Here is a 24601-nt window from a genome sequence, read left to right as displayed (position 1 = left end):
ATAAATATACTAAAAACTATAGTACAAATGTATAGCAAATGTATAAGAAATACCTTAAGAACTACTTAAGTTTGGCTAAAGAAAAACTTAAACTAAAAGTGGTACCAACGTTTAATTTACTATCAACTGAAATTTCAAATTTCAATAAATCACAAAGCCTTTTTACAATAGATAAACCAAGTCCAGTTCCTTTTATTTGCGCATGATTAATAACATCTGAACGGTAAAACGAATTGAAAATTTTATTCATATCGTCAGGAGCAATTCCTATTCCGTTATCGGATATTGAAAAAGTAATATGGTGTTCATTTTGCGATAGTTTAATTCGAATTTCCCCAGTACTATCTGAATATTTTATAGCATTTGAAAGTAAATTACTTATTATAATTGAAACGAGATAATTGTCGGATTGAATATAATAATCATCTGAAAAAGAAGTGATAATTTTTATTTTTTTACTTTCAATCTTCTCTGAAAAACGCGTTAGATTGTCTAAAATAATGGCATTTAAATAAATGGTTTCATTTTTAATATTTTGCTTTTGATTTTCAAATCGAGCCAAAAGCAATAATTGATCCACCATGTGGTTCAATCGATTCACTTCTGAAATACAAAAATTTATTTTCTCTTCATATTCGTGCTGATTTCTTGGTTTTCGTATTAAAACTTCCATGGTGCCTTTTATGACTGCCAAAGGAGTTCTTAATTCGTGGGAAGCATCAGAAGTAAATTGTTTTTCGCGTTCAATGGCATTTTCAACCCTATCCAAAAGGTTATTAATATTATGCGATAACACAAATAATTCATCTTTATTGATGGGAAGCGGAATACGTGATTTTAAATTGTCTTTTGTAATTTGACTCGATGTATCAATTATGGTACTAACAGGTTTAATGCTTCTTCCCGCTAAAAAACGAGCAATTAAAAAGAGTAAAATTAAAATTAACGGATATGAAATTAATAAGATGTTTTTAAGAATTTGAACAATTTCAAAGTCTTCTAAAGACATGGCAACTACTAGGTAACCAACAACTTGATCTTTATTTATAATACCCGTTTGAATTTGACGAATAGGAATTCCATTAAGCTTGGTATCAGTAAACTTATTATTTTGATTAGCAGCTAATAATTGAATATTAGAATTTTTTAAATTCGGAGATTTATCAATGAGTTGCTTATTTGTATCATAAAACTCAACAAACACTGGATTCACACTAATTGAATTATGCTCTCTAGCACGCCATTGATCTACCTGAATTAAATAAGTGTCATTTGAATCGGTAGAAACATCGTCTAAGTGTTTGTATAATTCCTCTTGTATTTCCTCATTAATGTGTTGATTTACACTATATTTTACAATCGTAAAAATGGATAGAAAAACTATTGCAATCAATATTGAACTACTCAAAATGTAGTTAAAAGCAATTCTGTTTTTAAATGAAAAGGATAACATAATTAACGTACAATAGTTTCAAAATTAGGCTCAATATGAATTAAAACATGACCTAAATCCATTAATTTATTTCGTAGTGTATCTTTTAAAATATGCGCAATATCATGGCCTTCTTTAACCGATTTATTGCCATCTACCATTACATGCAAATCTACATGATATTTCATTCCTGCTTTTCTAATAAAGCATTTTTCAATACATATAACCCCTGAAACCGTTTGAGAAATGGTTTTAATCTCGGCTTCTAAATCGTGGTATAAATGTTCGTCCATGATTTCACCTAAAGCAGGTCTAAATATTTTATAGGAATTGTATAATATTAAAAATGAAGCCAATAAAGCAGCCCAATCATCAGCCGATTCGTAACCTTTTCCAAAATACAATGCAATAGAAATACCAATAAATGCTGCAACTGATGTTATAGCGTCGCTTCTGTGATGCCAAGCGTCGGCTTTTAGCGAACTGCTATTGGATTCGATGCTTTTTTTCATGACAATTTGGAACGAAATTTCTTTCCATAGAATGATAGCTCCTAGCACATAAAGTGTGAAAGGTTTTGGAAGTTCATGAGGTGTTCCAATATTATAAAAACTTTCATAAGCTATAACCGTAGCCGAAGTAATTAAAAAACCAACCACTAAAAACGTAATCAAAGGTTCTGCTCTTCCATGGCCATACGGATGATTTTCGTCGGCAGGACGATTGGAATATTTGATTCCAAAAAGCACTAAAAAAGAGGCAAAAATATCAGCTGTTGATTCTATGGCATCGGCAATCATGGCATATGAATTACCAAAATAGCCTGTTATTCCTTTTATTAAAGCTAATAAAGTATTTCCTATAATGCTAAAATAAGTGGCTTTTACAGCTGTTTCGGTTTTTGACATGCTAATTATCGTTTGCAATATATCCTACTCCTCTAATGGTTTTGATTAAATCTTGGTCTTTGGTTAAATTCAGTTTTTTTCGAATGGCATTCATAAAAACATCAATGACACCCGTATCATATTCAAAATGAATATCCCAAACATCTTCAATAATTTTGTTTCTAGTGCAAACGTTTCCTTTATTTTTTATAAGATATTCTAATAATTCGTATTCACGATGCGTTAATGAAACTTCGTTATTATCAACAAAGACTTGAAATTTAGATTTATCAATTGTAATGTTACCCAAAGTTACAATTTTTGCTTCGTCTTTTGCTCTAAAATGAATTTTAATTCGTTCCAAAAGCTCTTCAAAAGAAAATGGTTTTTTGATGTAATCATTAGCACCAGCTTTTAGTCCTTCAATAGTCTCTTGTACCGTGTCTTTAGCCGTTAAAAATAAAATCGGTATCGTTATATTTTGATTTCTAATACTACGACACACTTCAATTCCTTGCATTTTTGGCAACATCCAATCTAGCAAAATTAAATCCACAGGAAGTTCTAATGCTTTTTGCAATCCATCAACACCATCAAAGGCTGTAGAAACAGTATAATTTTCTTCTTCTAAACCTTGCTTCAGAAAATCAACAATCCCTTTTTCATCTTCAATTATTAAAATGTGCATAACAACTATAATTATTGTTCGACAAATTTGATTCCGAAAGAGACAATATTTGCATTTAATCCATCATTTCTATCATAATGACTGTATCTAAAATCGATATTTTTTAGACCAAATTTCCAAATTTTAGCATTCGTAAAAATATCTGTATATCCTACTCCAAAACCATATTGGTTGGCATTAAAAGTAGATAAATCATAATCTGAAGTATAATATTTTTCTGTTGAAAGATGGGTTTCAAACGGTGCAAAATATTTTGCTTTTCCTTGCGTATAATATCTATACGAAGGGTAAATAGTAAATTTATCTGATAGTTTAACTGGTAGTTCAATACTTGCAGTATGGGATGTTACTCCCCAATCATCCCAATAATATCTGTAATAACTTCTAAGGGTTACTCTTTCATTTAAATAATAATTCAATCGGGCTCCAACAGGTATTTTAAAACGAGTTCCAGGTAAACGCTCAATATCATCGGCTAATTGATAAACCCCTTGATTTTGACTAGTCTGATATATTGATATTGGATAAGTAATATACTGAGCTTCTCCAATATAATAATTATCTTTATCGGCAAAATAAACTCTTTGATAGGGTGTAGATAACATTCCTGTTTGTGATAATACATCAAAAAAGACAGAGAATTGGAGTTTTTTAGTGGCTACTTGAGAAAAACCAAAAGAGGCAGAATATGAATTTCTATTTGTGCTTTCCCAATTTTTATATGCGGATGGAAGATAGGCAGTAGAAGCATTTCCAAATTTATCTAAAATAGTAACTCCACTAAAATAGCCATTGGATTGAAAACCTGAACCATAACTAGCATATTCATGTAATTCTGTAGGATAAATAGGTCGCCATTGATCTAAATAAGCATTAACTTTTAAGGATACTTCTGAATTTTTGTCATTAAATAATTTTGCGATTCCTCCACCAAATCCAATAGAAGTATAATCATATTCATTTGAAAAGGCAACATCAGCATTCCAAACTAAAGTTCTATCATCACTTGAATGACTATAATTTGCTACAACAGAGGCATAAACATCTTGAGCAGAAGCTCCTGAAGAAGCTTGCCAAGGGGTTCCAGATGGCCCCGCTGCTACTCTATCATCGTCATCGCCACCACCACCCGACGCTCCTGAAGCATTAAATGGATTAATATTACTTGAAGATGCTGATGTATAAGCAGAAATCCCTGCATCAATAGTTAAAACATCGTCATCATTTAAAGGCATGGCAACTACGATGTTTGAAGTTAAATCGGTTAATTTTTCAGAACCAATTCCTCCAGAAACAGCCGAATGAATACCATTTTGCTTGTAATAACTCATTAAATAATCTACTTCAATAGATTCTAAAACGCGTTTTTTATAAGTTACTTCTGTGGAATCTTTTACTTGAGAAAAACCAAGTAAAGAACAGAATATAAATAGTAGGCTTATTTTATTTTTCATTTTTCTCAATTAATTACATCCACAACCACCACCTGTTTTTCCTCCATTTGCACCAGAAGCGGCTTCACGATATACTTGAAAAGTAGTTTCATAACGTTCTGAACTTCTGGCTGAAAGTTTCATATCAGGATCATTGATATATTGCTTATCATATTCTTTTACTGAATTGCATGAAATTGCAGAAATAACTACAACTAAAGCTAAAATGATTTTTCTCATTTACTGATATTTTTTAATGTCTATATTTTTTGATACGTGAATAGCGCCTTTATCATCAACAATAATGCAACCTATTCCTTTTAATTGATTTACTAAATCTAATCCTACTTCTACTCCTAGTACAAATATTCCAGTGGCTAAAGCATCTGCTAATTCTGTTTGTTTTGCAAAAACAGATACACTTATAATTCCAGAAGCAGGATATCCAGTTCTTGGATCAATGATGTGTGAATAACGCTTACCGTTAAAAGTAACATACTTTTCATAGCTTCCAGAAGTTTCTACAGCACTTTCATCTAATGGAAATGTTGCAAAAACTTTATTCTTATTTAGTGGATTCACAATTCCAACAGTCCAAAGCTTGCCATCCGGTTGTTTTCCCCAAGTATTGATATCTCCTGAAACATTTACCAAACCCGATTTACATCCTTTTTCTTGTAACAAGACTTTAATTTTATCTGCAATATAGCCTTGACCAATACCACCTAATCCTAATTTCATTCCTTGATTTTTCAGAAAAATAGTTACTTCTTTGGGATTTAAAATAATATTTTGGTACCCAACTCTTTCTACAGATTTTTTTATCACTTCGGGTGTTGGCATGGTTGTCATACTTCCATCAAATTTCCATATTTTATCCATAGAAGCATAACTTATATCAAAAGCTCCTGATGTTAGGGAAGAAATTTTTATAGCTCTTTCAACCAAATCAAATACTTCTTGATCTACTTTTACTGGAGCAATTCCTGCATTTTGATTTACTTTAGAAATTTGCGTAGTAGGAATCCAATCAGAAATTAAATTTTCAATTCGTTTTACTTCTGCAATAGCTAAATCAGTGTAATAATATCCTTGTATTGAATCTGAAGCAACTACTGTAATTTCAAAAGGACTTCCCAACAAATTTTGTTTTTTCTTAAAAATTTGTTGAGAAAATAAAGTCGAAGTTGCTAATGCAAATAAAAGGATTATTGCTGCTTTCATTTTATCTCTAATGAATGAATCATCTTGATATATTCTTCAGGCGATACGTTTTTAAATCCCATTTTACCTATAACTTTTCCTGTATTATCTAAAACTACAACTAATGGAAAACTACCATCATTATTATATTTTTCAGCTAATTTTCTGTTCTGTTCAGTTTGCTCTTTTGTTAATAAATTGGCTTTTTTTCTTGGAAAATCTGCTTTTACAATTATCCATTCTTTTTCAGACTCTTTTTTAAAGGCTTCTGATTGCCAAATACTTTTATCTAATTTAATACAAGGCGCACACCAATCGGAACCTGAAAAAACAAGTATAATATTTTTATTTTGTGCAGAAGCTATTTTTTTTGCTTCTTCAAAATTAGTTTGCCAATCTTGTGCAAAACTAAAACTGGATAGTAAAACGAAACATAGTAATGCAATTTTTTTCATATATGTAAAATTTATTTTTAAGCGGTCATATATGGTATCGCCTTTTTATTTATTGGTGTTTGCTTACGCAAACTTATTGTTAATGGCAATTTCATAATTATAATATTTTTTCAATCCGTATTTTTATAGCTTCTCTAAATTAGAACTTAAATCCTTATACAAAATAACACCAAAAAAGGTTACAAATTGTCTTCTTGTTCTGGGTTTAAGTAAATATTAAGTTTACTTTAATTTGTTATTCAAATGTAAATAATCTGCTGTTTGATACCATGCAATTGTCTCAAAAAGTTTTGATTTATTTTCAGGTAACAAAAGTAAATGATTTGAAATAGGATTCCACTTATAATTAGCATTCTTTTTTTGATTCGATAAAATGCAAACATTCTCGTTTGTTTTATGAGCTAACTTAAGGTACGTACCTATCAAAGCACGTTCTTTGTAAGCTTTTTTTAATACATTAGTCCCAAAAAAGTTAGAAGTATAACTCCAATGCAACTGTCCAAAAAGAGTTGGAAAAACATCTATCTGACTGCATAACTTGGTTACTTTTTGAGGCTGAATTAAATTTTGTCCATAAATAATTGCTGGAATTTGATAATTTTTTACATCAATTTCATCTTTTCCAGCACTACTTGCGCAATGATCTGCTATAAAAACAAATATTGTGTTTTTAAACCATGGCTTGTTTTTTGCCACAGCAAACATTTGTTGCAAGGCATAATCAGAATATTTAACTGCTCCCTCTCTACCTGAACCCGAAGGAATATCTATTTTATTACTTGGATAAGTATAAGGCCTATGGTTTGAAGTTGTCATGATAAAATTTAAAAAAGGTTTATTTTTCTTATAATTTTCATCGGCAACTTTAACCATTTTGTTATAAATATCCTCATCACAAATACCCCATGCATTTTCAAAAGTTACTTCGTTATCATCTATATTATAGCGTTTTGTTTTAATAGCATCGCTTAAAATACTACCTCTACCTCTATCATAAATATCAAAGCCATTTCCTCCATAAAAAGCATTCATGTTGTCAAAATAACCATCACCTCCATAAAAGAAATTGCATTGATAATTCTTACTTTTAAACACATTTGATATGGTATATAAATTGGCATTATTAGGTCTTTTAACGATGCTTTGCCCAGGGGTTGGAGGAATTGACAAAGTAACAGCCTCCATACCTCTAACTGTTCGGTTACCGGTTGCATATAAGTTTTTGAAGAATAAACTTTGATTTGCAATACTGTCTAAAAAAGGGGTAATATTCTCTTGGTTCCCAAATTCAGTCATAAAACTTGCACTCATACTTTCGATTAAAACAAACACCACATTTGGCTTTGAATTTGCATTTAAACTGTCCGAAATCTTGCGTTTAATCGAAAAATCATTAGTTAAAAACGCTGCGTTATCTTCTTTTAAATTAGCTCTGATAATTTTAAATGCTTCTTCATCAGCTATTGAATTGTAAAAGGTTTTAAAGTCTAACTTATTATTTCTTAACTCCGCAAAGAAAGAATAGATGCCAGCTTTAGAAATTTCATTACTATACCTGTTTTTTGACCATTCGGCAGCAGAATTAGTAACAAAAACAACATAAAACAACATTAATAGTATCGAAACTAGAAAATTTACTAAGCGAAATCGAAAAGCAGTTTTATTTTGAAATGTTTCCTCAAAAAAATGCTTTTTCCAGAAATAATAAAAAATAATTCCAGTAATTAAAAACATAGAGGGAATTAATACATACAATGGATAAGATTCATGAATGTTTTGAACCACTTCAAAGGTGTAGATTAAATAATCTACTGCCACAAAATTAAAGCGACATTTAAATTCTTCCCAAAACGTAATTTCTGCAAAAAAAGTAAAAACAAAAATTAAGAGCGTCAGCGAAAAACCCAAATATACTATCACTTTATCCAACTTACTTCCAATCAACTTTTGAGGAATTAGCAATAGATAAAAAGTACTAATTACAAACAAAAATGATAACACGCCAATATCAAAAGCAAGACCAGTACATAATATTCTAATTAAACTAAATATTGAAAGATCTAAATCATTTAATTGCCAAATTAAAAAAAATAATCTTAAGAGGAGAGAAAACAAGAAAAACCAACCTGAAAACCCAAGTAAAAGTGAATATCTTTTTGAAATATAAGACTTAATTTGCATAATTGTATTTTTATACAAATCTCTTAATAGCCAACTTAAAAAGGCTTAAGTATAACTTAATTACATCTTAATATTTGCTTAAGTTGATTAATTAAATCTTCTCAATTCTTATGTTTAGTAGCGTAATTTTGCTTCTGAAATAACATCTATTAGAAGGGTATGATCTATTGTTTCAATTGAAAAATAACGAAGTGATTTCACTGTGTTTCTTTTTTCATCTACCAAGACTTCTTGATTTCTTTTCAGTTCAAATCCTTTGGCAAAACCAACATCCAAAAATCCTTTTTTGTGATTAGGAGCGAAATAACAAAAAGGTTTGTTCTTAAAATACACATACGGAATACCCCATTTAAAAAGCAATTCCGATTGAGGCAACTCCTGCTCTACTACTGCTAATACATGCAATATCATAGCTTGATAAGGTTGTGGTTGGCGGAGAATAAATTCTTCTGTGGGTTTCATAGTTATTTATTTCTTCAAAAATAATTCAAAAAATGTTTGGTCAACAAATTTTTTATTATTTACTTTGTAATTCAAAGTACTTTAAAATGAAAAACGAAAAATATCTAAATGACATTAGTGAAATTAAAAATTTGATGAACAAATCATCACGTTTTATTTCTTTGAGTGGTTTATCAGGAATTTTGGCTGGGGTGTATGCTTTGGTGGGTGCTTGGTTAGCCTATAAAACAATTTACTTTGACACTTCCACTATGGGCGCTTATCGTGATTTAATTATTTCGGAGGCAGCTGTAATTCGATTATTAGTTATAGCAACTTCAGTATTAGTATTGTCGATTGTAACGGGTATCGTTCTAAGTATCAGTAAAGCAAGAAAAAGCAATGAAAATGTTTGGAATACGGCTTCAAAACGACTGGTTATCAATTTCATGATTCCCTTAGCAACGGGTGGCTTTTTGATTATCTTTTTAATCGAAAAAAACATATTTCAATTAATCGCTCCCCTCACCTTAATATTTTATGGTTTAGCTTGTGTAAATGCTAGCAAATATACATTAGGAGATGTTCGTTATTTAGGAATTACAATGATTGCGTTGGGATTATTATCAACTTGGTTCTTAGGCTATGGCTTATTATTTTGGGCATTAGGTTTTGGAGGTTGCCACATTTTATATGGAAGTTTAATGTATTTTAAATACGAGAGAAAGTAATATGAAAAAGTTTATAGTATCACTTTTTATAGGCTTAATTTTTACTTCATTCAATTGCAAAAATATTGAAAACAAAAGTGTGTCTTATCAAAATGGCGATATCATTTTTCAATCATCACAATCAAAACAATGTGAAGCCGTTAAAATTGCAACCAATTCCAAATTTTCTCATTGCGGAATAATATTCATTGAAAATGGCAAAACATACGTATATGAAGCTGTCCAACCAGTTAAAATGACCTTATTAGAAGATTGGATATCACATGGAAAAGAGTCAAAATATGTAGTTCAAAGAATCAAAAACGCTAATAAAATTCTAACAAAAGAAGTAGTAGCAAAAATGAAAGATTACGGAAAATCACTCAACAACAAAGACTATGATTTATATTTTGAATGGAGTGATGAAAAAATTTATTGTTCTGAATTAGTATGGAAAATATACAAATATGGAGCTAATATAGAATTGTGTAAAACAAAAAAACTAAAAGATTTTAATCTTAATAGTCCAATTGTAAAAAATATTATGAAGGAAAGATATGGTAATAAAATTCCATATAATGAAGCTGTAGTTGCTCCTTCTCAATTATATGAATCTGAAATGGTTGAAACTATTTTCAACAACTTTTAACCTTTTAAACTCTTAAAAATGCTCAACATCATCCAAAATATCAACAAGGCCTTTGATCACCGAATTCGTTTGGGGATTATGTCGGTATTGATGGTGAATGAAAGTGCCGATTTTAATATGCTAAAGGAACTTTTAGGTGTAACCGATGGCAACTTAGCTTCGCACACCAAAGCATTAGAATTAGAAAATTATATTCAAATTGAAAAGCAGTTTATTGGTAAAAAACCCAACACAAAATACAGTGCCACAAAAGAAGGCAGAATCGCCTTTACTTCACATATTGAAGCGCTTGAAAAATTAATTAAGAAAAGTTAAACCTATTTTTTTATCTATTTACTTTGAAATTCAAAGTACTTTTAAATACTAATTATGAAAGATTTATTCATCGAAAAAATGTACGAACTCAGTAAGAAACCGTATCAAAAGTTTATCAAAAAAGGAAAAGCTTGGGATATAAACCTATCAAAACTAATTCAACTTCCTACTGACAGTTTAGGGTATCATTTAGGTTGTTTTTTATTGAAATACAATTTTGAAATCCAACCCAAATTAGAAGACCACGATGTCATTCACGTGTTAACCAATACCGGAATCTCAGTGGAGGAAGAAATAGGAATGCAGTATTATCTATTAGGAAACGGAAAACGAAGCTTGTATTTACTAATGGTAATTCTTTCGGGAACGCTCTTCTATCCTACCCGATTTAGGTATTTCATAAGGCAATATCAAAAAGGAAAAACAGCACATCAATTTTATGGATTGGATTTTTTGAACATGCTCTCGGTTCCTCTAATAACTATTCAACAAAGCTTTAATATAAAAACAAATGAATAATGGAAAATAAGATTTTAAAACTACCCTTTTCAATAAAAATGGCCATTCTATCTTTTCTTATGGGAACCACCCTTTTCATAGGCTATTTTGTTGCTGATGATAAACTAATATTTTTAATTCTTGGATTTATGTTTGTAATTATAGCACTGATTAGTAACTTATTTATGTTAATAATTCTACTTTTTGACTGGATAGAAAATCCAAATGAAAAAAAACAAATTTCAAGAAAAGTCTTAATTCTTATAGCCAATATTCCAATTGCAATTATCTATTTAGCCATAATAATGTATTAATAACCTCACCTTTTTAAATCAAAAATCATGGAAACACAAATGCAACAAGAACCAAAAGTATCGTTCTTTCAAACCGCTACCGCAAAAATGATCATGGTAGGAATTTTAACTTTAGTCTTATTAATTCCTTTAGCCTTAGTTCAAGAATTAATTGTAGAGAGAAGCCAACGTCAAAAAGAAGTCATTACCGAAACCACTTCTAAATGGGGAAGTTCGGTCTATTTTTATGGTCCCATTTTAAAAGTACCTTACAAAGACCCAATGACGGGTGCCAACAACTACGCTTATTTCTTTCCAGAAGAATTAAATAATAAATCGGAAGTAACCATGGTAAAACCTTTGGAAAGAAGCATTTACAAATCAAATGTGTTTACAACCAAAATGCAATTTGATGGAAAATACAGCACGCCAAATTTTGCTTCCAAAGGAATTCCTGCCGAGAATATTTATTGGAACCGTGCCAAAATTATGATTCGAACTTCCAACTTAAAAAGCCTGAAAGACGAAGTAAAAATGAAAATTGGAAAGCAACAATTAACTTTTGAATCGGTAGCCAATACAGTAAACGATAGTGTTGAAAGTTTAGAAACCAACTATTTTGATTTTCAATCATTACAAAACAACACTCAATTCAATTTTGATATTTCGTTCAACGGAAGCAAACAAATTAAAATGGTTCCAATTGGAAAAACAACCGACGCGAAAATAACTTCTAATTGGAATTCACCCAACTTCAACGGAAACTTCTCCCCTGTTTCAAGAGAAATAACAGATAAAGGTTTTGCAGCTAATTGGAAAATATTACACTTCAATCGTCCGTTTGCACAACAATATTTTGATGTTTTACCCGAATTAGGGAAATATGCATTTGCGGTTGATTTTATCACTCCAGTAGATGAATACCAACAAAACGAACGCGCTTCAAAATATGGTTTTCTAGTCATTGGCTTAACCTTTTTAATCTTCTTTTTAATTCAGTCGATAAGTAAAATTAACATTCATATTTTTCAATATTCGATGATTGGAATTGCACTAATCATGTTTTACACTTTATTGATTTCAATTACCGAACACAGTAGCTTTTCATTTGCGTATTTAGTAGCGGGTGCTTCGGTGATTATAATGATATCTCTTTACTCAATTTCTATTTTAAAAGATAGAAAATTCCCAACCTTTATCGGTATTTCACTAAGTGTTTTATATACTTTTATCTATGTGATTATTCAATTAGAAGATTATGCATTATTAGTAGGAAGCATCGGCTTGTTCCTGATTTTAGCAGCCGTAATGTATTTTTCACGTAAAATTGAGTGGAATAGATAAATAACAAAAACTCCGTCAGAATTTTATCTCTGACGGAGTTTTATATTTACTATTTTTTATACTTAATGATTACCCGCAACTTTTTTATCAAAATTAATTCCTTGATTTTTAAGAATTCCACTTACTTTCCATGCATAAAAAGCCAAATAAGCAAAACATAAAACACCAATGATATAACTGGAATGAATGGTGGTTTCATCAGCTACAAAGCCTTGTAACCAACTAATTATTCCTCCTCCCATAATCATCATGATTAGGAAACTACTTCCTTGACTAGTATTTTTTCCAAGTCCACTTACTGCTAAAGTAAAAATACAAGGCCAAAGTGTACTACAGAATAAACCAACAGAAGTAAATGCATACACGCTAGTCATACCAGAAGTTGCCATTCCGATAAGTAATGCTAAAATGCCTAATCCGGAAAAGATTAATAACATTCTGGCAGGATTACCTTTACTTGCTATATCGGCAGCAATTAAAACTAAAATAATAAATGCATAAATGTAAAATGGTGTTAAATCATGTTTAGCAATTGCATTAACCAAAAGAAATACACCAAAAGCTAAATAAGGAGCTACAAAGCGAAGAATTTTTTGTAAACTCATTTTATCGGTAAAGGCTTCAATAGCACCTGTCCATCTTCCAATCATTAAACTTGCCCAATATAATGATATGTAAGGTGCAATATCCTTAGTTAAAAAGCCTAAGTCTTTTTCCATATAGGCTGGTAAATTACTTGCTGTTGAAACTTCTACTCCAACATAAACAAAAATAGCAATCATACCCAAAATTAATTGTGGATATTTTAAAGCACTACCCCTGTCGTTAGCAATACTTTCATCCGATTCAACCACCGCTTGAGGTTTATCTGGTAATGATGAAAATTTCAACAACACTGCAACTAATAAAAAAGCAGCTCCTAAAATTAAATATGGAATTTTTACGCTTTCAATATCTAACGTAGTATTACTCGAGGTAGCTGAACCAAAAATAGCAAAACTGACAATTAATGGACCAATAGTAGTTCCCAAATTGTTAATTCCACCGGCTAATGTTAATCGTTGTGAACCAGTTGTAATTGGTCCTAAAGCAATTGCTAACGGATTTGCAACTGTTTGTTGAAGTGAGAAACCTAAACCTACTATAAATAAACCAGATAGCATTAATGGAAATGAACCTGAATTGGCAGCTGGATAAAACAATAAAGTTCCCATAGCCGAAACAACTAAACCTAATGCTAAAGAATTTTTATATCCTATTTTATTAATTAAATCCCCTTTCATAAGGTACGATATAATCATATAAATAATCGAGCCGATTGTATAAGCAACATAAAAGGCTACAGATACCAATTGACTTTGGCCTTGTGTTAAATCAAAAGCTTCTTTAAAAACAGGAATTAAAATATCGTTACTAGCTGCAACAAATCCCCAAAAAAAGAAAACTGTTACTAAGGGAATAAATTGTGCCCAATTCGTTTTAATTTGGTTTGTACTCATAGTTTTTTAAATTAGTTAGTTTAATAGAATTTCATCTATAGCAATAAACAACTTGCTTATTAATAGAATCAAACGCTAAATATACATTCATTAATGCTTTTATTTTAAACAATGAAATAATTTTATTAACGAAAACGTTTTCGTGTTAATTAAAATATTATGGTACTAAATTCACATAAAAAAAACCCGATTTTCATCGGGTTATCAGTTATTTTGATGCTAAAGTTTCCTGTTTTTCATCAACATATTCTTGTAAATAAGCAAATCGTGGCGTTAATTTTCCGTCCTCTGTCATTTTTGCTCTTCCTAAGATGCCATCTTTATCACCATTAAAAAAAGCGGGAATAACATACTTCATAAACATTTCACCAAATCCCTCACTGGCATCTTTGGGTAATTCACAAGGTAAATTATCAACTGACATCACCATGATGGATGCTGGATGAGTATACGGAACTTCTATATGCTCACTTGGTAAATAGCCAAAGAACGGTTCTGCAATTGTAGATGCTTTTAGGGTACAAGCAATAGGACCATCAACATCACAAGAAATATCGGCTACAACTTGAATTTTATTATCGGCAGCCTGTAACATTTCTCTTGTCAAGATATCTGGCGCTCCGTTACCGTGAAAATGCCCAGCCATAAATATATCAGCCACTTTAGAAAAACGACCAAAATCGGAAGTATATTCATGTGGGTTTTTATAAAAATCAGATTTAGTTGAAATCGAACCATCAATACGCTTGTTGTAATCTAAAACATCAATTTGAGTATAAACAGGTTCTGAATATTGTTTAGATAAGAAATCTTCTATGGCAACTTGCTTAATTTTCATTCCATCTAAAATTTCCTTTGCTCCCATTCCAACCTTTCCATGACCTGTAAGTACAATTTTAATATTAGGAAGTGTTTGTCTTTTTAAACGGGCAATTAATTCATCTTTACACGTTAAGGTTTCGGCTTTTGCTAATGTAAATAAATCATATTTAATTCCGAAAGCTCTAAAACCGTTATATGCCCCAACAATTCCTGCATAACGACCAAAACCAATTAATCTTTTGTTATTAGCATCAACAATGGTTTCATGATCGTACAATTCTATATTTTTATTCAGAATCGCTTGCAGTAATTTTCTATTGTAAGACTGCTTTTTTATGGTATGTGAAAAGAAAAAATACTTTTTATTAGGGATTAAAGCATCAACTGGAACTTCTTTTACTCCAAAAAGCACATCACAATCCGAAAGATCTGCAGTTACTTCAATTCCCAAATCAGCATACTGTTCATCTGAAAACACTCTAATATCTGAAGTTTCAACTTTAATTTTAGCTTCTGAATGTTCTGACTGTAAACGAACTAATTCTTCTGGTGTGAAAACTACTCTTCTATCAGGTGGATTTTTTCGTTCTTTAATTATACCGAATTTCATATTTTATATATATTATAACCAAACGTTGTGTTTATGTTACAAATATAACATTTTACTACTCTTTATACAAACACTTTTTTTATTGAAAAAATGATAGTACTTTTGGCTCACTTTTTGATTACAAATGAAGGATTGCAGACTGAAAACTGCGACTGAAAACTCAATATTGGGGTCGACTGGTTTTGACAGCGAGTGGAATTGATTAGTAAGCACGTCGAGCATTGTATGTTTAGCTCGTAAATCCAAATGTACAAACCTATAAACGGCGAAAATAATTACGCTTTAGCTGCTTAATCTGAATTATAGTAAGATTTGCCAAGTTCCTACTAGGTAGGAAAGCTGGATTCTCCTCAAAAGCCTTGGTTTATGGCGGTTGGTTTAGGAGAACCGTAAATGTAAACCTAGGAACGGTAATGTTTTAAATCCGTTCTGACACTGATAAAGCTAAGCAAAGAGTGGCGGTTTCTAGCCTTGCTCTTTGTCGAAAATCCAAGAAGAAACTAAGCGTGTAGAAAGCTATTTGATTGCTTGTTTGGACGAGAGTTCGATTCTCTCCGACTCCACTTATTACTTTTCAAAGTAAACTAAAAGCCCATAAATCTTAGGATTTATGGGCTTTTTCGTTTTACATACTATCAAAAAATAGCATTAAATCATAAAGCATTAGGGTGCAAATTCGGGGACAAAATAAAATGTAAAAAAATGTCCCCGATTTTTTCCTTAAAGCCCATGAACAAAGGCAGTTCAAAAAATGAACATCTTGTGTGTTTCTAAATCAAAACATATTTTTAGTAAACATCAAAGTCACCACATCATGTCAAACAAAATTTCAATCCTATTTCATGCTAAGAGCTCAAGAGCCCTAAAAAATGGCTTAGTGCCAATTTATTTAAGAATCACTATTAATGGTGAAAGATTAGAAATCACAACAGGCAAATACAGTGAAAAATCAAAATGGATACCTTCAGCTGGCAAAATAAAAGGCAATTCAGAAGAGACTAGACTGATAAATAGTTATCTTGATATTCTTAGAAACAAAGTCTATGAAACCGAAAAATGGATGGTAAACAACAACCAGGAAATTAATGCACAAACCTTCAAAAATAAATTTTTAGGTATTGAAGAAAGACAACGCAAACTTATCATGATTTTTGAAGAACATAACAAAAGAATGAAAGAGTTAATTGGAAAAGAATTCTCAATTAATACTTATAAAAAGTATGAGACCGCATTGAGCCACACAAAAAAATTTTTACAACATCAATATTCATTAAATGATATCTCAATTAAACAAGTAGATATAGCTTTCATTAACGATTTTGATTTTTACTTACGTAACACCAAAAACTGCAATAACAATTCAACCATAAAATACATTAGAAACTTTGGTAAAATAGTTAAGCAGTGTTATGTAAATGGATGGATTGATAAAGACCCTTTCTTAAACTATAAAGGTAAAGTAAAAGAGATAGAAAGAACTTATTTATCAGAAGATGAAATTGAATCTTTACTTAATAAAGAATTTAAAATAAAACGATTAGAGTTAGTTCGCGATATGTTTATTTTTTCATGTTTCACTGGTCTTGCGTATATTGATGTCTTCAATTTAACAAAATCTAATGTTGTGATTGGCATAGATGGTGAAAAATGGATTTCAACTCACAGACAAAAGACAGAATCAGCTTCAAAAATTCCAATCCTACCTATTACACAAATGATTATCGATAAATACGAGAATCATCCACTATGTATCAATGAAAATAGACTTATCCCTATTCTATCAAATCAAAAAATGAATGCATATCTCAAAGAACTAGCAGATATTTGTGAAATTGAAAAAGAACTAACTTTCCATATTGCCCGGCATACATTTGCAACTACTGTAACGCTTACAAATGGCGTTCCAATTGAATCAGTAAGCAAAATGCTAGGACACAAAAACTTAAGAACCACGCAACACTATGCCAAAGTATTGGATAAAAAGGTGAGTGAAGATATGCAAATTTTAAAAGAGAAATTTTCGAATAAATTGGTATTAAAAAGTTCTTAATTCATTTGTTAACTTTCTAAATAGTTTAGTATTTAATTCTTGAATTGAATACTAAACTATTTGATTCCTTTTAAAAGCTTATATAGTTTTGTTACAGAAAAACAAATCATGTCAGAGCAAAATAAGCAAGAACGAATTAGAAAAATATACCAAATGCTATTTGAAATGGCTTCTGGAAATCTTCAATTTCAAATTGCTAATTTAGATGAAGAAGATGAAATTGATCAAATCGCTCATAAGCTTAATGAGATTGCTAGTAATATTAAAAATACCTTTCATAAAATCGGTCATGTAATTCCTCAATTTACATATCAAAACTTAGTACAGCATACTTTCATTCTAGATAAAGAATTTTACATTTTGAGCTTTTCATCGAGTGTACTAGACACTTTAAAGTTAAGTCAACAAGAGCTTTCAAAACTTAAATTTTCAAAAATAATTGCAAAACAATCTATTAATGATTGGAAAACAATAGAAAATGAAATTGTTACTAACAACATATTTCATATTACACTTCAATTACACTTATTAGATAAAAACAATCAAATCTACCCCTCCTATTTTACAATTTCATCTTTATTAAACTCTAAAAAAATTGTAATTTCTGGAATCACTACAAATATCGAAGATTATACAAATTATAATATTGCTAATAATAATTTAGCTTCCTCAAAAAAAATTGATAGTAATACTATAGTTCAAAATGTTTATGATTATATAATGAATCATCTTGAAGAACCTCTACCTTCTGTAAATGAACTAGCAAAAATGTTTGGAACAAACGATTTTAGATTAAAAGCTGAATTTAGAAAGCATTTCAATATTAGTATTTATAAATGTTATACAAATGAACGATTAAAAAGAGCAACTTATCTCATTAAAAGAACGAACATTCCATTGAAAGAAATTGCTTTTATAAGCGGATTCAATGATTACAATAATTTTTCCAAAGCATTCAAAAAAAAGTACAATTATGTGCCTAGTGAATTGCAAAGAAGTCTACATGAAGAAGATTAGCATTTATTAAGCCATACTTTTTCAACTAAACTAAATCCCGATTTAACTACTTACAATTATTTGTTTTTCAAAACTTTACACAACAAAAAAAAGTATTATGGAGAACAAATTAAAAAATATCTTAGTTATCATCATCAGCTACTTGTATGTCTTTTTATTTGTGTATGCTGCAATTAGTAAAATACTAGATTTCGAAACATTTATTGTCCAATTGGGACAATCACCATTGTTAAGTGCCTATGCAAAATGGATTGGAATCCTAGTCCCAACAATTGAAATAGTAATTTCGATTCTACTATTAGTTCCTAGAATTAGATATATTGGACTATTTCTAGCCTTTGGATTAATGATGATGTTTTCCACCTACATAATCATAATTTTAAATTATAGTGATTTTATTCCATGTTCCTGCGGCGGTGTACTCTCGGAAATGGATTGGAACGAACATCTTATTTTTAATTTTACTTTCGTTGCTATTGGTGGAATAGGAATTATTCTCGATACGCATTTAAAATTTTCAATAAAAAAGCAATTCGTTCAATTAATGAGTGTAAGCCTTTTAAGTGCTTTTTCTGTTACGGGATTATATCTTTTATCAGAGAATGAAATGCATAGAAACAATAGCTTCGTAAGAAGATATCCTCATCATCCTGTTGACGATTTAAAAGGAATTCCTCTAAAATACAATTCCTACTATATTGCAGGATTTGACAAAGGAAAAATAATTCTTGGAAATAGTACTGCGCCTTTACATTTGCTAGAAATTGATACCACATTAAAAAGTATCAAGGAGGTAAAAATAACTATTTCTGACAACAAAGATTTTCAGTTCTCATCTATTCAATTAAAAATAAAATCACCTAACTTTTATCTGGTAGATGGATCAGTCCCAATAATTTATAAAGGTGTTACTTCAAATTGGAATGCCAAAATATTAACTACCAAATCCAGCAATTTTTCTCTTTTAGAACCTATTACGCCTATCGACTTCATAATAAGAGGAAGTCATTCAAAATCGGGTGAACATATATTAGGACAATTAAGTAAATCCAAAAATTACAAAATAATTGAAACAAATAATGTATTAGAAAAAAGAATAGACGGCATATTTGATACAGATGGTTTACTACTTTACAATGAGCAACTTAATAAAATTATTTACACTTATTACTATAGAAATCAATTCATCATCACAGATTCTCATTTAAACAAAACTAAAACAATTAAAACAATCGATACTGTAAGTCAATCCAATCTTGAATTTGCCTACACAAAGAAAAACACAGAAAAAAAATTAGCTAAGCAACCTAATACAATTAACATATACGCTGCAACATCTGGCAAATACATATTTATCAAATCTGACAGACTTGGAAAGTATGAATCCGAAATCATTGCCAAACAAGCTAGTATTATAGATGTATATGATATTGAAAAAAGAACTTACGAATTCAGTTTTTACTTCTACCACTACAACAATGAAGAAATAAAAACATTTAAAATTTATAATAACCTCCTAATTGGTTTAACCAATAAGCATCTTATTGTTACAAAATTAAAACCAAAATACTTCAAAATAAAATAATAAAAACATACTTGGCCAGTTTCAGGGGAAGATCGAAAACCTGTTAACAGAGTAGATCACAACTATAATTTTATACATTATGAGAACTAAGTTTTTAAAATTCGGTTTGCCAATTGCTGTTTTTGCTTTGGCAATTGTGGGAGCTTTTGCATCGCAAAAAGCAGACAACAAAGTTTTAGCTCCTGAAACAGGTTGGATTAATTATCCAACACCTTGTAATGTTTCAGTTTCTTGTAGAACTGAAATAGGACCTGTGTGCACAATGTTCCACTTAGGACAAGAAAGACAAGCGTATGGAAAAGTAAATCCAAACGATCTTACTTGTTCTAAGGTACTTTACAAAATACCTTAATCATTAATAAAGGTGTCGCTTTTGCGACACCTTTACCTTAACTAACATCAAGTAAAACACCTACTCCATCCAGCTCGCTTTACTTTTACCTTTCAAATAATAATCCAGCCAATCCTTGACTTTATTTGACAAATCTTCTTGATTCTTTTTATCCGCTAATACATGACCTTCATCCGGATATAGTAGTAAAGTACTCTTTTTATCCAAACGCCATAATGCATTATGCAATTTCATTCCATTTTTCCAATCCAATTGTAAATCACCACTACCCGTCCAAGTTAGAATGGGAGAAGAAATATGCTGCACATTTTTTAAAGGCGAATTCCTTTCAAATTCATTACTATAAAAAGGTATAGGCATTCGCATTTGATCATGCTCAAAACGCCACATATTAGATTTTCCATGACCATCAATTGTCAAATAATGATCGAGCAAATCAATAAGAGGAGCACCTATAATTGCTGTTTTAAAAAGTTTCGATTTTCCCATAATGTAAGCCGTTTCATATCCCCCAAAAGAATGACCTAGCAATGCTATAGCATCAGAAGCTATAGGATATTGTTGTACAACAGAATTAACAGCAGCACTAACACAATCCAATGCATCATCACCAGGTGAATTTAACCCATAAGCTATATCTGGTAATAATACAAAATAGCCCGAACTTACGTAATTAGAAATAGTAAAACCCCAATCACTTAAAACCGTCGGGTATGAATAATCAAAAACCTCTTTCGATTTTTTCTCATATATGACTACCAACAAAGGATATTTTTTTTCGGCATCATAATTTTTAGGATAAAACAAAGCTCCTTTCAATGGTTTTTCTTTTGAATTGGTATAGGTTACTAATCTTGATTTACCCCATTCAAATGTCTCTTGTTGTGTATTCGATTGATGTATTAATTGTTCACTTCCATCACTATTCACAACAAACAACCTTGGTGGTAAACTGAAATTTTGCTCTAAAAACAAAAAAGATGTAAAATCCTTTGTTGTTGATACTAAATGAAATTTACTCTCTCGTTTAAACAATGTTTTAATAACACCGTTCGGATACAATAAGACAAAACCTTGTGCAAAGGTTTCTTCGTCTACAGTTTGTAATAAAAGTGGACGCTTAAGGTCATGAACTGTTGACAAAAACCCAAAAGAATAGTAATTAGGTGAAGCAGGTGAATACGGCTCATAAACGCGATAAATAGTTTTTGTAACTGCACCATTTGTCAAACGCTTTTTGGAAGTACCATTTGGCGCTATCAACCAAACATCATATTGGTCATGTATAATAACTTTAGAACCATCCATTGTCCACGATGTCCTATATGTTGGAGGAAACTGCCCAGCACGATCATAGGTAATTTGATGAACAGGGTAAGATAAATTACATGTTAAACACAAATGTGTTTTTTTATAAATATCATAAATCCACCAAGCCTTGTCTTTAAAATAAGTAATGTATTTTCCCGTAGGTGAAATAAGAACCTGATTTTCTAATGTGGTCTGACGGTCAGATAATAAATCTTTCTCTCCAGTAGCTATATTTTTTACATATAGTGCCACCAACTCATTACTACATTTATAAATGGGTGCCAACTCATCAGGATGGTATACCAAAGCATGTTTTGTATCTCCAGTTAATATCGAATTCGGATGTATGGAATCTTCAATCTCATATACCCTATTCGACTTGATATCCCATTTGTACCACTTCAACGAACGATAATAAGCATCATTATTACTTTTTGGCGGAATTGTCAAATCTCCCGACTTCCATATTTGAACCTCCTGATTGGATACAGCTGCTAAATTTTCCAGTGGTTGCTGTAAAGTAAACAATACTGCATCACTTTGTTCAGGTAAATACAAATTTATAGTGGTCAAATCATAACCTTTAGGTAGCAAAGTCTCCGAAGCTTCTAAAGTAAATTTATTAACCTTTTTATCGAATCCTGTACTCCAACAAATCGCAACAGGTTTTTTCAAGTCATTAGATAGATTTCGTTCAAATTTAAAAAAAGCCAAGCGAGTTCCTGAAACATCCCAAGTGAGAAAACTATATAAGTAAGAAGAATCCTTTACAACTATTACCTCAGCAAGGGTTGATTTCAATGCAACAACTTTAACGCTTTGTGATGAGCCTTCTTTAGTAACTAGAGCAATGCGTTTGGCATCGGGACTTACTTTATAAGAAACTATATCATGAATGTAAACCGAACTTTGGTTTTTCAAGTTTAATATCCGCAAATTAATAGTCGCATCTTCTTTTTTAAAAACTAACAAATAAGTTCCATCACCCGAATACAAATAATCAACAATCATTTTATCTATAAATAGCTTTCGTTCCTGTTTTAAATCAAACAAGTACAAACTATCCTTTTGATAATAGGAAAACCAATCACTTTTTGATGAAAAAGTAGCCCAATTTGCCTTTGGAAAACAAAACGATTTTTTGAAAGTAGTATTTTTTAAAAAAAGAGTATCGGCTTTTTCATACTCCAACCCATAACTTACCCAACGACCATCTAAACTCATTAAAGTTTGATTAAACTTACTCCACAAACTATAATCCGTTGCTGTTAATTGTTTTTTATGCTGCGAAAATACGGTCGTTATCAACATAAAAAATAATAATATAAAATACCGCATAATTATTATTTTAAAATTCCCCTAACCCACCCCTTTTTACCTTTTACATACCAGCCCCCCTTAATTATCTAAGGTAGTAACTGCATTAATAACCTGGATTCTGTGGTAATAAATTGGAATTCAATAGTAGTTCTGAAGCGGGTAAAGGCCAAAGTAAATCTTTTGCATCCCAACCCGGTTTAACACTCAAAACACTAGATGCAAATCCAGTACGCTTCAAATCAAACCAACGATGTCCTAATTCGGTAAAAAATTCTCTATTTCGCTCTTCCAAAATTGCATTCAATAAAGTTGCTTGAGTAACAGCTGTTGTGTTAGGTAGTCCTGCTCTATTTCGTATCACATTCAAATCATCCTGCGCTCCTACTAAATCACCCAATTGCGCTTTAGCTTCGGCACGAATTAAATAAAGCTCCTCTATTCGAAATAAAATTGAGTATTCAACTGAAGAACCTGTATTGCCTTGTTCTTTGTATTTATTAGCATAATACCAACTATCTGCACCATCGGTAACCGTTCCAATCCAATTCGCACGACGCAAATCACCTGTTTCAAACGATGCAAGTAATGATGAAGTCAACGCAAAAGAAGGTGGCGGACCACTACTAAATATAAATGTTTGGGCTTCTAAAGTGTTGGAACCTGAAAATTGTGGCAATAACTGCCACAAAGTCCCTGCACTATTCTTTAAGAAAACAGAATTCAAATCGGTTTCAATTGTGTAAAGCGAAGTATTATTTAAAACCTCATCTGCATACAAAACTGCTTGTGACCAATTCTCACTGTAAAGTTTTATTCGCGATAACAAAGCGTAAGCTACACTTCTGTTAGGTCTAATTCGCTCAGGTACAAAATAGGATTCTGGTAACAAAGTCACAGCCTGTTGCAAATCAGTAGTCAATGCAGCATAAACATCCATTACAGCTAGTTTTTCTATATCACTATTTAATTGATAATCAGTTGTTAAAACGTAAGGTATCTCACCATATAAATTAACTAAATAAAAATGCAAATAAGCCCTAATAAAATAGGCCTCTCCTAATAAACGCTCCTTAGAATTCAAACTAATTCCTGTTGAATTAGAAACTCCTTCAATAATAGAATTAGTTGCATAAATCAAATTATAGGTAGCATTCCATGTGAGCGTTACTGTTGAATTAGATGGAAGTAAATTATTCTGATAAAACTCAAATGCGGGCAAACCTCCTATTCCATAATAATCCAATTCATCAGCATAATTCCCTAGTAAACAACTTAATCCATTAGACGTTCCCGTAACTAACTGCTCACTTCGCAACTTGGTGTAAATGTGAATCAAAGCTGCATCAGCAGTAGCTTCATCTTCAAAAACTATAGGTCCCGTCAATTGATTTGAAGGCAAATCTACAGCTACAAATTCTTCACAACTTTGCGAAGCAAATCCTATAAAAAGGAAACAAATCCAAAAGGATAGTTTATTTTGAATAACTATTTTCATAATTGTTTTTT

At 31.0% G+C, this 24601-nt stretch carries 23 protein-coding genes and 1 other RNA gene; 11 read left to right on the top strand and 13 right to left on the bottom strand.

Annotation, left to right across the window (positions count from 1 at the left end; translation table 11 throughout):
* Positions 1–61: 61 nt before the first annotated feature.
* The 9 genes from RSE15_RS00405 to RSE15_RS00365 form a co-directional block, all read right to left on the bottom strand.
* Positions 62–1393: a sensor histidine kinase gene (locus tag RSE15_RS00405; RefSeq protein WP_324069022.1), complete on the bottom strand. Its 1332-nt coding sequence runs from the start codon at positions 1391–1393 to the stop codon at positions 62–64.
* A gap of 62 nt (positions 1394–1455) precedes the next feature.
* Positions 1456–2340, bottom strand: coding sequence for a cation diffusion facilitator family transporter (locus tag RSE15_RS00400; protein ID WP_324069021.1), 885 nt, complete (start codon positions 2338–2340; stop codon positions 1456–1458).
* Position 2341: 1 nt separating this feature from the next.
* Entirely contained in the window at positions 2342–3007 is a 666-nt protein-coding gene (locus tag RSE15_RS00395; RefSeq protein ID WP_324069020.1) for a response regulator transcription factor, read from the bottom strand.
* A gap of 11 nt (positions 3008–3018) precedes the next feature.
* Positions 3019–4461, bottom strand: a complete 1443-nt coding sequence (locus RSE15_RS00390; protein WP_324069019.1) for a DUF3570 domain-containing protein — start codon at positions 4459–4461, stop codon at positions 3019–3021.
* A gap of 9 nt (positions 4462–4470) precedes the next feature.
* On the bottom strand, positions 4471–4680 hold the full coding sequence (locus tag RSE15_RS00385; RefSeq protein WP_324069018.1) for a DUF4266 domain-containing protein: 210 nt from the start codon (positions 4678–4680) through the stop codon (positions 4471–4473).
* Complete coding sequence (locus RSE15_RS00380) at positions 4681–5664, bottom strand: FAD:protein FMN transferase (RefSeq protein ID WP_324069017.1); 984 nt, start codon at positions 5662–5664, stop codon at positions 4681–4683. It abuts the gene before it with no gap.
* The gene (locus tag RSE15_RS00375; RefSeq protein ID WP_324069016.1) at positions 5661–6098 is read right to left on the bottom strand and encodes a thioredoxin family protein; all 438 of its coding nucleotides are present in this window, start codon (positions 6096–6098) and stop codon (positions 5661–5663) included. Before RSE15_RS00375 ends, RSE15_RS00380 begins: the two co-directional genes overlap by 4 nt.
* 222 nt (positions 6099–6320) lie before the next feature.
* Positions 6321–8279, bottom strand: coding sequence for an LTA synthase family protein (locus RSE15_RS00370; RefSeq protein ID WP_324069015.1), 1959 nt, complete (start codon positions 8277–8279; stop codon positions 6321–6323).
* A gap of 114 nt (positions 8280–8393) precedes the next feature.
* A complete protein-coding gene (locus RSE15_RS00365) occupies positions 8394–8741 on the bottom strand; it encodes a DUF1801 domain-containing protein (RefSeq protein ID WP_324069014.1) in 348 nt (115 codons plus the stop codon).
* Positions 8742–8827: 86 nt separating this feature from the next.
* On the opposite strand from RSE15_RS00365, the gene RSE15_RS00360 reads away from it, so the two are divergent.
* Genes RSE15_RS00360 through creD form a run of 6 tightly spaced genes read left to right on the top strand, consistent with a single transcriptional unit; the run spans position 8828 to position 12529 of the window.
* Entirely contained in the window at positions 8828–9451 is a 624-nt protein-coding gene (locus tag RSE15_RS00360; RefSeq protein ID WP_324069013.1) for a hypothetical protein, read from the top strand.
* 1 nt (position 9452) lies between these two features.
* The gene (locus RSE15_RS00355; RefSeq protein ID WP_324069012.1) at positions 9453–10079 is read left to right on the top strand and encodes a YiiX family permuted papain-like enzyme; all 627 of its coding nucleotides are present in this window, start codon (positions 9453–9455) and stop codon (positions 10077–10079) included.
* An 18-nt stretch (positions 10080–10097) separates the two neighbouring features.
* Positions 10098–10394 carry a winged helix-turn-helix domain-containing protein gene (locus tag RSE15_RS00350; RefSeq protein ID WP_133606851.1) on the top strand — a complete coding sequence of 99 codons (297 nt, stop codon included), beginning with the start codon at positions 10098–10100 and terminating at the stop codon, positions 10392–10394.
* Between the two features lie 54 nt (positions 10395–10448).
* Entirely contained in the window at positions 10449–10913 is a 465-nt protein-coding gene (locus tag RSE15_RS00345) for a hypothetical protein (RefSeq protein WP_324069011.1), read from the top strand.
* Positions 10913–11206: a hypothetical protein gene (locus RSE15_RS00340; protein WP_324069010.1), complete on the top strand. Its 294-nt coding sequence runs from the start codon at positions 10913–10915 to the stop codon at positions 11204–11206. Before RSE15_RS00345 ends, RSE15_RS00340 begins: the two co-directional genes overlap by 1 nt.
* Positions 11207–11233: 27 nt before the next feature.
* Positions 11234–12529: a cell envelope integrity protein CreD gene (gene creD / locus RSE15_RS00335; RefSeq protein WP_324069009.1), complete on the top strand. Its 1296-nt coding sequence runs from the start codon at positions 11234–11236 to the stop codon at positions 12527–12529.
* A 62-nt stretch (positions 12530–12591) separates the two neighbouring features.
* On the opposite strand, the gene RSE15_RS00330 is transcribed toward creD, so the two are convergent.
* Positions 12592–14028, bottom strand: coding sequence for an MFS transporter (locus RSE15_RS00330; RefSeq protein ID WP_324069008.1), 1437 nt, complete (start codon positions 14026–14028; stop codon positions 12592–12594).
* A 208-nt stretch (positions 14029–14236) separates the two neighbouring features.
* Positions 14237–15460: an NAD(P)-dependent oxidoreductase gene (locus tag RSE15_RS00325; RefSeq protein WP_324069007.1), complete on the bottom strand. Its 1224-nt coding sequence runs from the start codon at positions 15458–15460 to the stop codon at positions 14237–14239.
* Positions 15461–15628: 168 nt separating this feature from the next.
* Here RSE15_RS00325 and ssrA point away from each other — a divergent pair.
* The 5 genes from ssrA to RSE15_RS00300 all read left to right on the top strand — a co-directional run bounded on the left by ssrA (position 15629) and on the right by RSE15_RS00300 (position 20464).
* Positions 15629–16026: a transfer-messenger RNA gene (ssrA, locus tag RSE15_RS00320) on the top strand.
* A 248-nt stretch (positions 16027–16274) separates the two neighbouring features.
* Complete coding sequence (locus tag RSE15_RS00315; RefSeq protein ID WP_324069006.1) at positions 16275–17510, top strand: site-specific integrase; 1236 nt, start codon at positions 16275–16277, stop codon at positions 17508–17510.
* 108 nt (positions 17511–17618) lie between these two features.
* A complete protein-coding gene (locus RSE15_RS00310; RefSeq protein WP_324069005.1) occupies positions 17619–18527 on the top strand; it encodes a helix-turn-helix domain-containing protein in 909 nt (302 codons plus the stop codon).
* A gap of 97 nt (positions 18528–18624) precedes the next feature.
* Positions 18625–20112 (top strand): MauE/DoxX family redox-associated membrane protein, encoded by a 1488-nt coding sequence (locus RSE15_RS00305; protein ID WP_324069004.1) that lies wholly within the window; start codon positions 18625–18627, stop codon positions 20110–20112.
* 79 nt (positions 20113–20191) lie between these two features.
* The gene (locus RSE15_RS00300) at positions 20192–20464 is read left to right on the top strand and encodes a DUF6520 family protein (protein ID WP_231843888.1); all 273 of its coding nucleotides are present in this window, start codon (positions 20192–20194) and stop codon (positions 20462–20464) included.
* Positions 20465–20524: 60 nt separating this feature from the next.
* Here the strand turns inward: RSE15_RS00300 and RSE15_RS00295 are convergent, their stop codons facing one another.
* Together RSE15_RS00295 and RSE15_RS00290 are read right to left on the bottom strand one after the other, a co-directional pair.
* Positions 20525–23086: a S9 family peptidase gene (locus RSE15_RS00295; RefSeq protein ID WP_324069003.1), complete on the bottom strand. Its 2562-nt coding sequence runs from the start codon at positions 23084–23086 to the stop codon at positions 20525–20527.
* A 112-nt stretch (positions 23087–23198) separates the two neighbouring features.
* The gene (locus tag RSE15_RS00290) at positions 23199–24590 is read right to left on the bottom strand and encodes a RagB/SusD family nutrient uptake outer membrane protein (protein WP_324069002.1); all 1392 of its coding nucleotides are present in this window, start codon (positions 24588–24590) and stop codon (positions 23199–23201) included.
* Positions 24591–24601: the final 11 nt, after the last annotated feature.

Source organism: Flavobacterium sp. (genome assembly GCF_035195345.1).
GTDB lineage: Bacteria > Bacteroidota > Bacteroidia > Flavobacteriales > Flavobacteriaceae > Flavobacterium.
Note: the sequence above shows the minus strand (reverse complement) of the source record. Positions and strands in the feature narration are given on the sequence as shown.

Bases quoted from the DNA above. Each gene is read 5' to 3' on its own strand.
- RSE15_RS00330 (WP_324069008.1), bottom strand. From the start codon at position 14,028: ATGAGTACAAACCAAATTAAAACGAATTGGGCACAATTTATTCCCTTA.
- RSE15_RS00365 (WP_324069014.1), bottom strand. From the start codon at position 8,741: ATGAAACCCACAGAAGAATTTATTCTCCGCCAACCACAACCTTATCAA.
- RSE15_RS00300 (WP_231843888.1), top strand. From the start codon at position 20,192: ATGAGAACTAAGTTTTTAAAATTCGGTTTGCCAATTGCTGTTTTTGCT.
- RSE15_RS00370 (WP_324069015.1), bottom strand. From the start codon at position 8,279: ATGCAAATTAAGTCTTATATTTCAAAAAGATATTCACTTTTACTTGGG.
- RSE15_RS00345 (WP_324069011.1), top strand. From the start codon at position 10,449: ATGAAAGATTTATTCATCGAAAAAATGTACGAACTCAGTAAGAAACCG.
- RSE15_RS00385 (WP_324069018.1), bottom strand. From the start codon at position 4,680: ATGAGAAAAATCATTTTAGCTTTAGTTGTAGTTATTTCTGCAATTTCA.
- RSE15_RS00400 (WP_324069021.1), bottom strand. From the start codon at position 2,340: ATGTCAAAAACCGAAACAGCTGTAAAAGCCACTTATTTTAGCATTATA.
- RSE15_RS00350 (WP_133606851.1), top strand. From the start codon at position 10,098: ATGCTCAACATCATCCAAAATATCAACAAGGCCTTTGATCACCGAATT.
- RSE15_RS00305 (WP_324069004.1), top strand. From the start codon at position 18,625: ATGGAGAACAAATTAAAAAATATCTTAGTTATCATCATCAGCTACTTG.
- creD (WP_324069009.1), top strand. From the start codon at position 11,234: ATGGAAACACAAATGCAACAAGAACCAAAAGTATCGTTCTTTCAAACC.
- RSE15_RS00315 (WP_324069006.1), top strand. From the start codon at position 16,275: ATGTCAAACAAAATTTCAATCCTATTTCATGCTAAGAGCTCAAGAGCC.
- RSE15_RS00390 (WP_324069019.1), bottom strand. From the start codon at position 4,461: ATGAAAAATAAAATAAGCCTACTATTTATATTCTGTTCTTTACTTGGT.
- RSE15_RS00340 (WP_324069010.1), top strand. From the start codon at position 10,913: ATGGAAAATAAGATTTTAAAACTACCCTTTTCAATAAAAATGGCCATT.
- RSE15_RS00380 (WP_324069017.1), bottom strand. From the start codon at position 5,664: ATGAAAGCAGCAATAATCCTTTTATTTGCATTAGCAACTTCGACTTTA.
- RSE15_RS00375 (WP_324069016.1), bottom strand. From the start codon at position 6,098: ATGAAAAAAATTGCATTACTATGTTTCGTTTTACTATCCAGTTTTAGT.
- RSE15_RS00355 (WP_324069012.1), top strand. From the start codon at position 9,453: ATGAAAAAGTTTATAGTATCACTTTTTATAGGCTTAATTTTTACTTCA.
- RSE15_RS00290 (WP_324069002.1), bottom strand. From the start codon at position 24,590: ATGAAAATAGTTATTCAAAATAAACTATCCTTTTGGATTTGTTTCCTT.
- RSE15_RS00325 (WP_324069007.1), bottom strand. From the start codon at position 15,460: ATGAAATTCGGTATAATTAAAGAACGAAAAAATCCACCTGATAGAAGA.
- RSE15_RS00395 (WP_324069020.1), bottom strand. From the start codon at position 3,007: ATGCACATTTTAATAATTGAAGATGAAAAAGGGATTGTTGATTTTCTG.
- RSE15_RS00310 (WP_324069005.1), top strand. From the start codon at position 17,619: ATGTCAGAGCAAAATAAGCAAGAACGAATTAGAAAAATATACCAAATG.
- RSE15_RS00295 (WP_324069003.1), bottom strand. From the start codon at position 23,086: ATGTTGATAACGACCGTATTTTCGCAGCATAAAAAACAATTAACAGCA.
- RSE15_RS00360 (WP_324069013.1), top strand. From the start codon at position 8,828: ATGAAAAACGAAAAATATCTAAATGACATTAGTGAAATTAAAAATTTG.